Origin of the sequence: Methylopila henanensis (assembly GCF_042681025.1) — a bacterium.
Lineage (GTDB): Bacteria > Pseudomonadota > Alphaproteobacteria > Rhizobiales > Methylopilaceae > Methylopila > Methylopila henanensis.
The window spans coordinates 342985-357213 of sequence record NZ_JBHUER010000004.1; the positions used below are offsets into that span (position 1 = coordinate 342985).

At 66.4% G+C, this 14229-nt stretch carries 13 protein-coding genes; 8 read left to right on the forward strand and 5 right to left on the reverse strand.

Annotated features, from left to right (window positions below; all coding sequences use genetic code 11):
* Positions 1-149 precede the first annotated feature (149 nt).
* Entirely contained in the window at positions 150-1553 is a 1404-nt protein-coding gene (locus ACFSCV_RS07920) for an RES family NAD+ phosphorylase (RefSeq protein WP_378798658.1), read from the forward strand.
* 540 nt (positions 1554-2093) lie between these two features.
* Here the strand turns inward: ACFSCV_RS07920 and ACFSCV_RS07925 are convergent.
* Positions 2094-3434, reverse strand: coding sequence for an MFS transporter (locus ACFSCV_RS07925; protein WP_378798660.1), 1341 nt, complete (start codon positions 3432-3434; stop codon positions 2094-2096).
* Positions 3435-3608: 174 nt separating this feature from the next.
* On the opposite strand from ACFSCV_RS07925, the gene cyoA reads away from it, so the two are divergent.
* From cyoA to cyoD, 4 genes are all read left to right on the forward strand, one after another.
* Positions 3609-4604: a ubiquinol oxidase subunit II gene (cyoA, locus tag ACFSCV_RS07930; RefSeq protein ID WP_378798661.1), complete on the forward strand. Its 996-nt coding sequence runs from the start codon at positions 3609-3611 to the stop codon at positions 4602-4604.
* 82 nt (positions 4605-4686) lie between these two features.
* Positions 4687-6684: a cytochrome o ubiquinol oxidase subunit I gene (gene cyoB / locus ACFSCV_RS07935; protein WP_378798663.1), complete on the forward strand. Its 1998-nt coding sequence runs from the start codon at positions 4687-4689 to the stop codon at positions 6682-6684.
* Position 6685: 1 nt separating this feature from the next.
* Positions 6686-7321, forward strand: coding sequence for a cytochrome o ubiquinol oxidase subunit III (gene cyoC, locus ACFSCV_RS07940; RefSeq protein ID WP_378798665.1), 636 nt, complete (start codon positions 6686-6688; stop codon positions 7319-7321).
* The gene (gene cyoD, locus ACFSCV_RS07945; protein WP_378798667.1) at positions 7318-7674 is read left to right on the forward strand and encodes a cytochrome o ubiquinol oxidase subunit IV; all 357 of its coding nucleotides are present in this window, start codon (positions 7318-7320) and stop codon (positions 7672-7674) included. Before cyoC ends, cyoD begins: the two co-directional genes overlap by 4 nt.
* A 78-nt stretch (positions 7675-7752) precedes the next feature.
* Here cyoD and ACFSCV_RS07950 read toward each other — a convergent pair whose 3' ends face one another.
* The 4 genes from ACFSCV_RS07950 to ACFSCV_RS07965 form a co-directional block, all read right to left on the reverse strand.
* Positions 7753-8409, reverse strand: a complete 657-nt coding sequence (locus ACFSCV_RS07950) for a helix-turn-helix domain-containing protein (RefSeq protein ID WP_378798669.1) — start codon at positions 8407-8409, stop codon at positions 7753-7755.
* 114 nt (positions 8410-8523) lie between these two features.
* Positions 8524-8898 (reverse strand): response regulator transcription factor, encoded by a 375-nt coding sequence (locus tag ACFSCV_RS07955; RefSeq protein ID WP_378798671.1) that lies wholly within the window; start codon positions 8896-8898, stop codon positions 8524-8526.
* Between the two features lie 70 nt (positions 8899-8968).
* On the reverse strand, positions 8969-9607 hold the full coding sequence (gene fixJ / locus ACFSCV_RS07960) for a response regulator FixJ (protein ID WP_378798673.1): 639 nt from the start codon (positions 9605-9607) through the stop codon (positions 8969-8971).
* The gene (locus tag ACFSCV_RS07965; protein ID WP_378798675.1) at positions 9597-11072 is read right to left on the reverse strand and encodes a sensor histidine kinase; all 1476 of its coding nucleotides are present in this window, start codon (positions 11070-11072) and stop codon (positions 9597-9599) included. The genes fixJ and ACFSCV_RS07965 overlap by 11 nt, the downstream gene beginning before the upstream one ends.
* A 121-nt stretch (positions 11073-11193) precedes the next feature.
* On the opposite strand from ACFSCV_RS07965, the gene ACFSCV_RS07970 reads away from it, so the two are divergent.
* The 3 genes from ACFSCV_RS07970 to ACFSCV_RS07980 all read left to right on the forward strand — a co-directional run bounded on the left by ACFSCV_RS07970 (position 11194) and on the right by ACFSCV_RS07980 (position 14187).
* Positions 11194-12015, forward strand: a complete 822-nt coding sequence (locus ACFSCV_RS07970; protein ID WP_378798677.1) for a universal stress protein — start codon at positions 11194-11196, stop codon at positions 12013-12015.
* Between the two features lie 47 nt (positions 12016-12062).
* The gene (hemN, locus tag ACFSCV_RS07975) at positions 12063-13412 is read left to right on the forward strand and encodes an oxygen-independent coproporphyrinogen III oxidase (RefSeq protein WP_378798679.1); all 1350 of its coding nucleotides are present in this window, start codon (positions 12063-12065) and stop codon (positions 13410-13412) included.
* Positions 13413-13518: 106 nt separating this feature from the next.
* Complete coding sequence (locus tag ACFSCV_RS07980; RefSeq protein WP_378798681.1) at positions 13519-14187, forward strand: OmpW/AlkL family protein; 669 nt, start codon at positions 13519-13521, stop codon at positions 14185-14187.
* The last annotated feature ends 42 nt before the right edge of the window (positions 14188-14229 follow it).

A 14229-nucleotide genomic window follows, 5' to 3' on the forward strand; every position in this document is an offset into this window, starting at 1 on the left:
CGAGACGGGATGAAGGATAATCCCGGATTGTGGATTATTTAGCTAAAGGCCACGTCGACTTTGGCCGAGAATTGACCTCGTCTTTGTAAATGGCCTAGCTTCCCTAGCTTTTCTATCGTCCCATCACACTAAAAAATGGAAGCTTGAGCATGGTCGGTCAGGACGAAGAGCATCGATACGTCTGCCACGAGTGTATAGGCGACGCTTATTTAAAGAATGAAATTGAAAGAATTGGGGCGGTTCACACATGTATGATCTGCGATAAAAGACAAAAATGCACCGATTTTGAGGAGCTTTGTGATCGCATCCACGTCATCATGACAGAAGACTTCGAGAGGGTAAGCTCAGATAGTTATTCTTATTATGGCGGTGGACTTGATTTGGAGCGGTCTGGAGATGGTCTCTATCAGATATTTTATGAAATAATTGAATCTGAGGGTTATTTATTAGACGAAATTAAAGAGTATTTGTCAAATTGCCATTATTCATATGACGACGCTGCTATGGGCGAAGAGAATCCATATGGTGACGAAACAAATTATCGGTATCGCAAACCTTCGATCAATGAAGCTTTAGGTGAATGGGCTGCGTTCGAAACTGAGATACGGTCCCGGTCACGTTTTTTCAACCGACGAGCCGAAGTAATTTTAAATGGAATATTTGCACCGCTTGCTCGATTTAAAAATAGAGAGCGAGATATCATAAGGGATGCGGGTCCAGGCACAAACTTATCGAAGATTTTTCGAGCGCGACGCGCCACAACAAATGCGGAGATAGCGAGGATTGTGGAAAATCCCATTGCCGAACTGGGGGCCCCACCTTCTAGGCACGCCGGTAGTGGCCGGATGAACCCTCGTTGGATACCGATGTTTTATGGTGCCCGAGATGCAGAAACATGTGTTGCTGAAATTCGGCCACCAGTTGGTAGCGCTGTCGTAATAGGACAGTTTGATATTATTCGGAAGCTTCGCTTGCTGGATTTGACTGCGCTCCAAGACCTGTATGTCGAGGAAGCTAGTTATTTTGATCCTGTGTTTAGAACACTAAAGAGTAAAGCGGACTTTTTGGGAAAGCTAGTCGGAATTATGAGTCAGCCGGTGACGTCGGCTGACAATGATTACGAATATCTACCGACACAATTTGTTGTCGAGTTCCTCTCTGAGAAATTTGACGAAAATTTAGATGGTATAATTTTTCATTCTTCTCAAAGCGGAGGCGAAAAACAAAACATAGTTTTATTTCAAGATTCCGCGCTCGTTGAGGCGGCCGAATATTTAGAAAAAGAATTAGAGACAGATTTTGGATGGGCAACCGACGACGATTTCGACGACTCTATAACGGTATGGTTTAGGAAGGCAGACATTTCGCCTCAGGCGCAGAAATCAAGCGCGGACGAGTGGATAGATTTGCCTGTAACACCGCAGTTGCCACCGACATTGCGACTCGAATTAACTTCGATTGAAGTTAGGAAAATCGTTGCTGTCGCTTATGACGACTCAATTCGAAGGAGAGTCAGTCGCTTCCAAAAAACTGAAGGCGACGACCCGTTTTAAGAGCCTGTGATAGCTGACTTGGTGTCACACCCTTTTCAGTCCATGGGTAAATGTGCTCGGACGTTTCTAAGCCCGATCGGCGCAACTGACCAACGCCTTAAGACCCAGCGGCCCCTGATTGACGCAGCCCGTAACTGTGCGTGGTTTCCGGTTTGGATTCGTCACGACATGCAACTTGGCCAGAAAGCCTCCAGCGCAGTTCCGCGCTATTATGGTAAAGGCGGCCATCGCGGCGGTCCGGCATGCATCGAGGTGGCCCGGAGGTGGAGATCCGACGCCCGGAGTGGAAGGAATGTGGACGCCGACGCGATCCACAGCGCGGATCGCTCTCGGGAGATTCACACTCCCCAAGGTCCACAACGTCCCGATTTTGTTGAACTTTTCGACCCGGACACCCTTCGGAGGGCAGCGCTCTATCCAGCTGAGCTACGGGTGCCTGAGCCGGCGCGGAAACTAGCCGATCGCGACGCGCGGGGCAATCGGGAGATGGCGACCGGCGGCGGGCTTTGGCGCAGAGCGCCCGCCGACGGCGGGAGGCCGCTACCGCCGGGCGGAAGCGCCGTTCGTTCTTCGGTTGAGCCAGAGGGCGCCGAGGGTGCAGGCGGCTCCGGAGAGGAGGTAGAGGCCCACCGACGTCAGTCCGAAGGCGCTCGCCAGCAGCAGGGCGACCAGCGGCGCGAAGCCGGCGCCGATGAACCACGCGGCCGTCGCCGTCGTGCCGGCGCCGGTGTAGCGGCGCTTCGGGGAGAAGCTCGCGTTCAGGGCGCCGGAAGACTGGCCGAAGGCGAGCCCGAGAAGCGCGAAGCCCACCAGCACATAGGTCCATTCGCCGGCGGGGCCCTTGTCCAGAAGCTGCGGCGCGGTCAGGCCATAGACGCCGATCAGGACCGCCGAGGCGGCGAGCACCGTCCGGCCGCTGAAGCGGTCCGCGAGCACGCCGGAGAGCGCCACGGCCGCCAGACCGACGGCGGCCCCGACCAGTTCGATCACCAGAAAGCGCAGCGGCGCGTCGGCGGAGGTCAGCACCACCCAGGACAGCGGGAACACGGTGACGAGGTGGAAGAGCGCGAAGCTCGCGAGCGGCGCGAAGGCGCCGAGGACGACGGTGCGGCCCTCCTCGCGGAACAGCTCCGACACGGGCGAGGGCTGCAGCTCGCGGCTTTCGAACAGGCGTTCGAACTCGGGGGTCGAGATCAGCCGGAGGCGGGCGAACAGGGCCACCACGTTGATGACGAAGGCGACGAAGAACGGATAGCGCCATCCCCAGTCGAAGAAATCCTCCGGCTTCAGCGTCGCGAGGAGGAACGCGAAGATCGCGCTCGCCACGAACATCCCGATCGGCGCGCCGAGCTGCGGAACCATCGCGAACCAGCCGCGCCGCGCGGGAGGCGCGCTGAGCGACAGCAGCGCCGGCAGGCCGTCCCACGCGCCGCCCTGGGCGAAGCCCTGGCCGATCCGGAACAGCGCCAGGATGACCACGGCGAGGTCGCCGACCTGCGCGTGGCCCGGCAGGAAGGCGATGGCGGCGGTCGATCCGCCGAGCAGGAACAGCGCGATGGTGAGCTTCGCCCCGCGGCCGTGCCTCCGGTCGATCCACATGAACAGCAGCGCCCCGAACGGCCGGGCGACGAAGGCGAGCGAGAAGACGGCGAAGGAGTAGAGCGTGCCCGTCAGCGCGTCGGCGTAAGGGAAGATCAGCGACGGGAACACCAGCACCGACGCGATCGCGTAGACGAAGAAGTCGAAGAACTCGGACGACCGCCCGATGATGACGCCGACGGCGATCTCGCCGGGCCGGATCCGGTGCTCCCTCGCGTTGAGAAGCCGGGCGTCGCGCTCGAGCTCAGTCGAGCTTGCGGGGCGTGCGGATGTGGCGGCCATTCGTGCGGTCCTCTGAGCCGGTCCGTCGGCGGCCCGCGCTCCGTGCGCCCGCGCCGCCATCGACCTTGCCGAACGCCATAGCGGCAAAGTTTCGAACCGGACTTGATCGGGATCAAAGCCGGCGAACGGGCGGGCGCCTATTCCGGGGCCATGGTCAGATCAGGATCCCGCCTCATGAAACGGGCCGCCGCCCTTCCGCTCGTCGCCCTGCCGCTCCTGCTCGGGGGCTGCGACATGGTCACGATGAACCCCACGGGCGACATCGCCCTCCAGCAGCGCAACCTGATCCTGTTCTCGGTCGGCGTCATGCTGCTCATCATTGTGCCCGTGATGGTCCTGACGGCGCTGTTCGCCTACCGCTACCGCTGGAGCAATCCGCACAAGATCTACGATCCCACCTTCGACCACTCGACCAAGCTCGAGCTGGTGATCTGGTCCTGCCCGCTGCTCATCATCATCGCGCTCAGCGCCGTGACCTGGACGAGCACGCATCTGCTCGATCCGTTCCGGCCGCTCGACCGGATCGCGCCGGGACGGCCGGTCACCGCCGACATGACGCCGCTCAACGTGCAGGCGGTCGCGCTCGACTGGAAGTGGCTCTTCATCTACCCCGACCTCGGGATCGCGACCGTGAACGAGCTGGCGCTGCCGGTGGACGTTCCGGTCCGCTTCGCGATCACCTCGTCCGACCAGTTCAACACCTTCTACGCCCCGACGCTCGCCGGCATGATCTACGCCATGCCGACCATGCGGTCTGAGCTGAACGCCGTGCTGAACAAGCCCGGCGAGAGCTGGGGCTATTCGGCCAACTACACCGGCCGGGGCTACTCCCACATGCGCTTCAAGCTGCGCGGCTTCGAGACGGCGGAGTTCGACCGCTGGGTCGCCGACGCGCGGGCCGCCGGCGGCGTCCTCGACCGCGAGAAGCTCATGGAGCTGGTCAAGCCCAGCGAACGGGAGCCGGCGGCCCGCTTCGGCGACGCCCGGCCTGGCCTGTTCGACCTCGTGCTCAACCGCTGCGTGGAGCCCGGAAAACCCTGCGTGGCCGACGTGATGCGGCGCGACATGGAGGCGGGCGGCGGTTCGCATGGCGGCCACACGGGGGCCGCCGGCCCCGACGCGCGGGCGGGCTCGGGTCCGACCGCCGCCCACGCCGTCCACGGGCGCTGACAGCCGCGCTTCCGACGATCCTCATCCGGCCCCCGGCGCGCCGCGCGTCGAACGGGCAGGACCCCTCGCTTCCAGGTCCGTCATGACTGAAACGCTCTCCCAAACGATCTTCGGCCGTCTCGGCTGGGACTCGTTCCCGATCCACGAACCGATCCTCGTCGGCACGTTCCTTGTGGTCGCCCTTCTCGGTTTGGCCATCGTGGGCGCGATCACCTACTTCCGGCTCTGGAGTTATCTCTGGAAGGAATGGTTCACGAGCGTCGATCACAAGAAGATCGGCATAATGTACATCGTCCTCGCCATCATCATGCTGCTGCGCGGCTTCGCCGACGCGCTGATGATGCGCCTCCAGCAGGCGATCGCCTTCGGCGCGAACGAGGGTTACCTGAACTCCCACCACTACGACCAGATCTTCACGGCCCACGGGACGATCATGATCTTCTTCGTTGCGATCCCGCTGGTGGTGGGCATCATCAACTACGTGATGCCGCTGCAGATCGGCGCGCGCGACGTCGCGTTTCCGTTTCTCAACAATCTGAGCTTCTGGCTGACCGCCGCGGGCGCCGTCCTCACGATGGTCTCGCTGTTCGTGGGCGAGTTCGCCCGCACCGGCTGGCTGTCCTACGCGCCGCTTGCTGGGATCGCCTACAGCCCGGACACGGGCGTCGACTATTACTTGTGGTCGCTGCAGATCGCGGGCGTCGGGACGACGCTGTCGGCGATCAACATGGTCGTCACCGTCATCAAGATGCGGGCGCCCGGCATGACCATGATGAAGCTGCCGGTCTTCGTCTGGACCGCGCTGTGCTCGAACGTGCTCGCGATCGCGATCTTCCCGGCGCTCACCGCCGCGTTCTTCCTCCTGATGCTCGACCGCTACGTCGGCACCGCGTTCTTCACGAACGACAACGGCGGCGCGCCGATGATGTACTGGAACATGGTGTGGATCTGGGGCCACCCGGAGGTCTATGTCCTGATCCTGCCCGCCTTCGGCATCTATTCCGAAATCACGTCGACGTTCACCGGCAAGCGCCTGTTCGGCTATTCCTCGATGGTCTACGCGACGGTGGTCATCACCATCCTCGCCTACCTCGTCTGGCTGCACCATTTCTTCACGATGGGGGCCGGGCCGACGGTGAACTCGTTCTTCGGCATCGCCACGATGGTGATCTCGATCCCGACGGGCGCGAAGATCTTCAACTGGCTGTTCACGATGTACCGCGGCAACATCCGGTTCGAGCTGCCAATGATGTGGGTGGTCGCCTTCATGCTGACCTTCGTGGTCGGCGGCATGACGGGCGTGCTGCTGGCGATCCCGCCGGCGGACTTCGTGCTCCACAACTCGCTGTTCCTGGTGGCGCACTTCCACAACACCATCATCGGCGGCGTCGTGTTCGGCCTGTTCGCGGCCATGGTCTACTGGTTCCCGAAGGCTTTCGGCTTCAAGCTCGATCCCTTCTGGGGCAAGGTCGCCTTCTGGGGCTGGGTGATCGGCTACTGGATCGCCTGGACGCCGATCTACGTGGTCGGCCTCATGGGCACGGTGCGGCGCGTCAACCACTTCGCCGATCCGAGCCTGCAGCCCTACTTCGTCGTCGCGACCATCGGCGCGGCCATCATCCTGGTCGGCATCCTCGGCTTCGTGATGAGCATCGTCATGGGCTTCGTGAAGCGCGAGCAGCTGCGCGACACGACCGGCGACCCGTGGGACGGCCGCACGCTCGAATGGGCCACGTCCTCGCCGCCGCCGCCCTACAACTTCGCCTTCACGCCCGTCGTCCACGATCTGGACGCCTGGTACGACATGAAGGCGCGGGGCTACCAGCGCCCCACGGTCGGCTTCCGGCCGATCCACATGCCGAAGAACACCGGGGCGGGCGTGATCCTCTCCGGCCTGGCGCTCACGCTCGGCTTCGCCATGGTCTGGTACATGTGGTGGCTCGCCGCGTTGAGCTTCCTCGCGATGCTCGCCGTCTCGATCGGGCACACCTTCAACTTCAAGCGCGATTACTTCATCCCGGCCGACGAGGTCGCGGCGATGGAAGGCGAGCGGCGGTCGCTGCTCGGCATGGGGGCCTGACATGACCGATCGCGCTCTCGCGCCTCACGGCGACGCCGTCGTCTGGCATCACGCCGAGGAGGACGCCCACCACGACCACGGCGGAAGCGCCACGGTGCTGGGCTTTTGGATCTACCTGATGAGCGACGCGCTCATCTTCGCCTCGCTGTTCGCGATGTTCGGCGTGGTGAGCACGGCCTACGCCGGCGGGCCTACGCCGCGGGAAATCTTTGACCTGCCGCTGGTCGCGCTCAACACCGCGCTTCTGCTCGCCTCGTCGATCACCTTCGGGCAGGCCATCCCGCATATGGAGGCCGGCCGCGTCGGCCCGGTCCGGTTCTGGCTCGCGGCGACGGGCCTGCTCGGCGCCGCCTTCCTGGGCGTCGAGCTCTACGAGTTCCACCACCTGATCGCGGAGGGCGCGACGCCCCAGCGCAGCGCGTTCCTGTCCGCGTTCTTCACCCTGGTCGGAACCCACGGCGCCCATGTCGCCGCCGGCCTGATCTGGCTCGTCACGCTGCTGGTCCAGCTCCGTCGACACGGACTGACCGGCGAGATGAAGCGCCGCCTCATTTGCCTGTCCATGTTCTGGCACTTCCTGGACATCATCTGGATCGGCGTCTTCACCTTCGTTTATCTCTATGGAGTGATCCGTTGAGCGCCCCTCTTCAAGCCGCGCATCACGCCGGCGACCGCCGCGGCTACCGGATCGGCGTCGCGCTGGCGATCGTCCTGACCGTCATCCCGTTCTGGCTCGTCATGTCGGGCGCTCCGGTCGGTCCGGGCGCGACGGCCGCGATCATCTTCGCGATGGCCTTCGTCCAGATCGTCGTGCACGTCGTCAGCTTCCTCCACCTCGACACGCGGTCGGAGGGCGGCTGGACGCTGCTCGCCTTCCTGTTCACGGCGGTGATCGTGGTGCTGACGATCGGCGGCTCGATCTGGGTGATGCACCACATGCACGCCAACATGATGCCGGCGATGAACGGCTACGTTCCGCCCGCCTCCTGACGGCGGTCCGCGCATGCGAAAACGCCCGCGGTCTCCGCGGGCGTTTTCGATTTGGCGAGACGATCGATGGCGCCGCGCTCAGGCCCTCAGGCGGCGGAGCGCGGCGCGGTCCTTCAGCACGACGCCGCGGCGGTTGGCCGGCAGCGAGATGACGCCCTGACGCTCGAGCTGGGTCAGCGTGCGCGACACCGTCTCGATGGTCAGGCCGAGATGGTCGGCGATGTCGATGCGCGCCATGGGCAGGTCCACGGCTCCTCCGCTCGTCATCCTCTCGGCGAGGCCGAGGAGGAAGCTGGCGATCTTCTCGACCGCGCTCTTGCGCCCGAGCAGCAGCATGTGCTCCTGCGCGCGGGCGAGCGAGGCCATCGTCGCCGAAAGCACCTCCCGCGCGAGGTCGGGATCGTCGAAGGCGAGGACGTCGATGGAGCGCCTGCGGTAGCCGATCAGCGAGACCTCGCCGACCGCCTCCGCGGTGAAGCGATGCTCGCCTCCCGCCTCGGCTCCGAAGATCTCGCCTGCGAGGTGGAACGCGTCGATCTGGCGACGGCCGTCGCTCAGCAGCTTGTAGGTCCGCACCGCCCCGCTGACGACCTTGTAGAACACGTCCGCCTCGTCGCCCTCGGCGAAGATCTCCTGATCCTTCGAGAAGACCTTGAGCGGGACATGCGCGCGGAGCGGCTCGACGCGGCTTTCGGCGTGGCGGCGGAAGGGTGCGGGTTCGAAGGCGGCGAGCATCTGGCGGACTCCATCGGCCGCGTCTGGCGGCGATCCAGAGCTACGGCCGGCGGGCGCTCCGCAAAATTCAGATAGGCCCCTAAGGGGAGTTCCTGAGTTGCCTTCCGCCGCCGTTCAGCGGGGGGCGAGCGCGCGGTGGATGCCGTCCATCAGCACGCCGTCTCCGAAGGGTTTTTCGACGACCAGCTCCGCCCCGGCCGCGCCGGCGCGGCGGCGCAGCTCCTCGGTCGATTTCGCCGTCATGAGGATGACCGGCAGCAGCACGCGACGCTCCCGCAGGCGGGCGATCAGGTCGACGCCCTCCATGCCGGGCATCCACTGGTCGATCAGCAGGCACCCCGTCTCGGGCAGTTCGCCCGCGGCGAGCAGCGCGGCGCCGCCGTCGTAGAGGCGAACGTCGAGCCCCTCGAGTTCGAGCGCGAAGCGCATGGAGGCCCTGACGGCCTCGTCGTCGTCGACGACGATCACGACGCCGGTGTTCGCGGACATGACTTCACCTGACGCCTCGGCAAGGGCGTCGGACCTTATCGCCGGTCCGCGGGCTCCGGCTTGATCTTCGTCAACCGCGCGGAGGCTCCTTGCGGTCGACGTCGAGGCCCGCCGCGACCGCCATGCGGACCAGCTCGGACAGGCTTCTGGCCTGCATCTTGGTCATGACGTTCGCCCGGTAGATCTCGACCGTGCGGGCGCTGATCCCGAGCTCGAACGCGATGACCTTGTTGGCCTTGCCGTCCACGAGCCCGTCGAGCACCTCGCGCTCGCGTTCGGACAGATGCTCCGCGCGCTCGCGCATCTCGGCCGCGCGGGCGTGCTCGCGCGCCTCGGCGGCGCGGCTCGCGAGCGCGGACCTGACCGCGGCGAGGAACAGGTCGTCGCTGAACGGCTTCTCGATGAAGTCCACGGCGCCCTGCTTCAGGGCCTCCACCGCCATCGGCACGTCCGCATGGCCGGTCATGACGATCACGGGAAGCGCCAGCCCCTCCTGCTTGAGCCGGCGGAGGAAGGCTATGCCGTCGGTGCCCGGCATCCGCACGTCCGTCACGACGCAGCCTTCCTGGACGCCGTCGATATGCGCGAGAAAGGCGTCCGCCGACGTGTGCAGCCGCACGGGCAGGCCGTCCGACGCCAGCAGGAAGGACAGCGAGCGGCGCACCGCGTCGTCGTCGTCCACCACGTGAACGACAGCCTCATTCGCCATTCGCGAGCTCCCGTTCGTCGACCGCGCGCAGGGTGAACGTGAACTTGGCGCCGCCCCCCGGCGGCGAGGACATGTCCAGCCTGCCGCCGTGAGCCTCGACGATCGTCCGGCAGATCGAAAGGCCGACCCCCATGCCGTCGTCCTTCGTGCTCACGAAGGGTTGGAACAGGCGTCCGGCGATCTCGGGCGCGACGCCGGGGCCGGTGTCGGTCACGCTCACCGCAAGCAGCCCGTCGGGCAGCGCCTCGGTCGCGATCTCGAGTTCGCGGCGCGGCGCGCGCTCCATCGCCTCGACGGCGTTCCGGATGAGGTTCAGCAGCACCTGCTGGATCTGGATACGATCGGCCAGCGCCAGCCGCGCGGCCGGCGCGAGGCGGAACGAGACGCGCACGCCGCGCTCCTTCGCGCCGACCAGGGCGAGGGCGCTTGCCTCCTCGATCAGCCGGGGCAGGTCTTCGATGTGGCGCTCGGTCTCCCCGCGGGCGACGAACTCGCGCAGCCGGCGGATCACGGCGCCTGCGCGAAGCGCCTGCTCCGCGGCTTCGTCCACCGCGCTGCGGAGAATCGAGGCCTGCTCGCCCTCCATGCGCTCCAGCATCCGCCGCGAGCCCTTGAGGTAGTTCGTGATCGCGGTCAGCGGCTGGTTGATCTCGTGCGCCAGGGTCGACGCCATCTCGCCGAGCGCCGTGAAGCGCGACATGTGGATGAGCTCGGACTGGATCTCCTGCAGCCGCGCCTCGGCCTGCCGCCGTTCCGTCAGGTCGCGGATGAAGCCGGTGAAATAGCGTTCGCCCGCCGAGCGCATCTCGCCGACCGCAAGCTCCATCGGGAAGGTCGAGCCGTCCTTGCGCTCGCCGACGACGACGCGGCCGAGGCCGATGATCCGGCGCTCGCCGGTCGCGAGATAGCGGGCCATGTAGCCGTCATGCTGCGTCCGGTAAGGCTCGGGCATCAGCATGCTGATGTTGCGGCCGACCACCTCCTCGGGCTGGTAGCCGAACTGGCGGATGGCCGCGGCGCTGAAGGAGCGCACGATCGCCTGTTCGTCGATCACGATCATCGCGTCCGGGATGGTCTCGAGGATCGAGCTGAGATGGGCCTCGCGCGCCCTGAGCGCGGCCTCCGAGGCGAAGCTCTCGCCGACGTCGCGGACGGCCTGCGCGTAGCCGCCGTCCGGAATCGCGGTCGCCGCGACCTCGGCGAGGAAGCGCGAGCCGTCCGACCGCGCCAGCTCGGTGAGGCCGCCGGCCAGAGTCGGGGCGCCGACTTCCGAATCCGACGCCGCTGCGAGGATGGCGACCGGCCGGCCGACCACCTCGTCGGCCCGCCATCCGCAGACCCGTTGGGCGGCGTCCGGCCAGGTGAGGACGCGTCCGGCGGCGTCGAGCGTGAACACGGCGAGCCCGCCCGCGCCGCGCGGCGCGCTCGTCGTTTCGTCCGTCTCAGCGTCCCGCGTGGCGCTCATGCGCGACGTATAGCGGCTCGCAGCCGATCCCGAAACGAGCGCGCCGCTTGAGCAGGATCAAAGCGCAGCCGCGGCTTTCGTCCGACCGTCGCCGGACGCCCCTGAGGGGAGGAGACGGACCATGACACGACCGACCGCAGCCGCGCCGTCCTATGCGAGCGTGCTGGCCCATTTCGACCTTTCGCCCTACGCCGCCCCGCGCGGCCGTCTCGCCGCGTCGCTGGCGGACATGTTCGGCGCCCGGCTGACGGGCGTCGCAGCGGAGCAGGCCCTGCTGCTGTACGACGACGGCCTGGGGGCCGAGGCGGAAAGGCGTCGGGTGGAGCGCGATCTGGAGCTTGCGCGCCAGACCTTCCTCGACGTGGCCGGCTCGCGGAACGACCTCGAATGGCGCTCCGGCTTCCTCGCCCCGGACCGCCATGTGGTCGAGCAGGCGCGCGCCGCCGACATCGTCGTCGTCGGACGCCGCGCCTCCTACGATCAGATCGATCCCATGCTCGGCGTATCGCCGGGCTACGTCGTCATGGAATGCGGGCGCCCCGTCCTGGTCGCGCCGCCCGAAGTCGACGACCTCTCGATCAGGGCCGTCGTGGTCGCGTGGAAGGACACGCGGGAGGCGCGCCGGGCGGTCTATGACGCGCTGCCGCTTCTCGTGCGCGCCGGCGAGGTGGTCGTGGTCGCCGCGACCCCGTCCTTCCGGGACGAGGGCGCAGAGGACGTCGCCGCGTGGCTCGGCCGTCATGGCGCAAACAGCCGGCCGCTGGTGAGGGCGGGAGAGCTGTCGTCGGTCGCGGAGGAACTGCTCGACGTGGCCGACGATCTCCGCGCGGGGCTGATCGTCTCCGGCGCCTACGGCCACAGCCGCACGCGGGAATGGATGTTCGGCGGCGTCACCAAGGACCTGCTGGAGACAGCGCCGGTTCCGCTTCTGCTCTCGCACTGAAGCCTGCGCGGCCCGGCCCAGTCCCGATCGCGAACGGAGACCGACCCATGATTTCGCTTCGGCTTTCGGAGCTCGTGCGCCGCTCCGCGCCGCGCTACACCTCCTATCCGACCACGCCGCATTTCGGGGCGGAGGTCGGGCCGCAGGACTACGACGGCTGGCTTCGCGGCCTCGCGGGCTCGAACGTCTCCGCCTCGCTCTACCTTCACGTGCCCTTCTGCCGGTCGATCTGCCACTACTGCGCCTGCGCCACCAAGGCGGCCCGGCGCGACGAGCCGATCGTCGCCTTCGCCGACAGGCTGCGGCGCGAGATCGAGCTCGTCGCGGACCGCGCTGGGCCGCTGCGCGTCGGCCAGATCCACTGGGGCGGCGGCACCCCGAACCTGCTGCCGCCCGACGTGTTCGACAGCCTCGTGACCGAGCTGTGCGACCGTTTCGACGTGGCGTCGGAGGCCGAACACGCCATCGAGCTCGACCCCCGCTGGGTGACGCGCGACAGCGCGCGGCGGCTCAAGGCGAGCGGGGTGACGCGCGCCAGCCTCGGCGTGCAGGACTTCGACGACGACGTGCAGCGCGCGATCGGGCGCGCGCAGCCGTTCGCCGTGGTCCGCTCCGCCGTTGCGGCGCTGCGGGCGGCGGGCGTGAGCGGGCTGAACCTCGATCTGATCTACGGCCTGCCGCGCCAGACGATGCGCTCCATCCGCGACACGGCGCGGCTCGCGGCCTCGCTCGAAGCCGACAGGATCTCGCTGTTCGGCTACGCCCACGTGCCCTGGTTCCGGGCGAACCAGCGGCTGATCGACGAGGGCGAGCTGCCTGATTCCCCCTCCCGGTTCGATCTCGCCGAAACCGCGCGCGAAACCCTGCTCGCGGCGGGCTACGGCGCGGTCGGCATCGATCATTTCGCGAAGCCGGGCGACCCGCTGGCGCGGGCGGCGCAGGACGGACGGCTGCGCCGCAACTTCCAGGGCTATGTCGCCGACCGGGCCGACGTCCTCATCGGACTGGGGCCGTCCGCGGTCGGCAGGCTGCGCGAGGGCTACGCCCAGAACGCGGCCGACGCGGCGGGCTGGGCGCGAGCGATCGACGCAGGCCGCTTCGCGACCGCGAAAGGCCGCGCGCTGACCGCAGAGGACCGCCTGCGCTCGGACGTCATCGAGGAGGTGATGTGCGGCTTCGCCGTCGATCTCGACGCGGTCTGCCGCCGCCACAGCGCCGACCCCTCGATCTTCGCGCAGGACCTCGCGAAGCTGCGGTCGCTGGCGGAGCAGGGCTTCGTCCGCGTCGACGGGAGCCGGGTCGCGATCCTCCGCGACGGGCCGGCGCTGGCCCGCATCGTCGCCAGCGCCTTCGACGCCTATCTCGGCGCGGGCGCGCGGCATTCGCTGGTGGTGTGACGTCTGCGAGGGTCATGCGTTTGACGCAGGTCAACGCGCGGCGAACGCTGCCCGCCTATCCCTGAGGACACGGCTGTCGGCCGTCCATTCAGGGGATCAGAAGGTCATGAAGTCGCTCTACGCATTGTCGCTCGCGCTGCTCGCCTCGGCGCAGGCCTTCGGCCCGGCCCGCGCGGCGGACCTCGGGGGCACGCCGAGCTTCGCCGCCGCGGCTCCGACGGAGTGGAGCCGGTTCATGGTGCGCGTCCGCGCCATCGGCGTGCTGCCGGACTCGTCCGCGAAGCTCAACATACCGGGGAGCGCCCGCGTCTCCAGCGACGTCATGCCGGAGATCGACTTCAGCTATTTCTTCACGCCCAATCTCGCGGTCGAGGTGATCTGCTGCGCCTCGAAGCACGCGATCAAGGGACGCGGCGCGATCAACGGCCTCAGGATCGGCGACACGTGGGTGATCCCTGCGACGGTGACGGCGCAGTACCACTTCACCAATTTCGGGGCGTTCAAGCCCTATGTCGGCGCCGGCGTGAACTACTCGATCTACTTCAACGAGGACGGCGGCCCGGCGATCTCGCGGCTGAAGCTGAAGAACTCGGTCGGCGTCGCGGCCCAGATCGGCTTCGACTACATGATCGACGAGCACTGGGGCGTGAACGTCGACCTCAAGAAGATCTATATGGAGCCGAAGATCAGGCTGACGGCCGGCGGCGCCGACGTGCGCGGCAAGGCCAAGATCAACCCGTGGGTCACGGGCGTCGGCGTCACCTACCGATTCTGAGCCGGGGAGGGGGAGGGGCGTGCCGGCGGTCCCGGGCCGCCC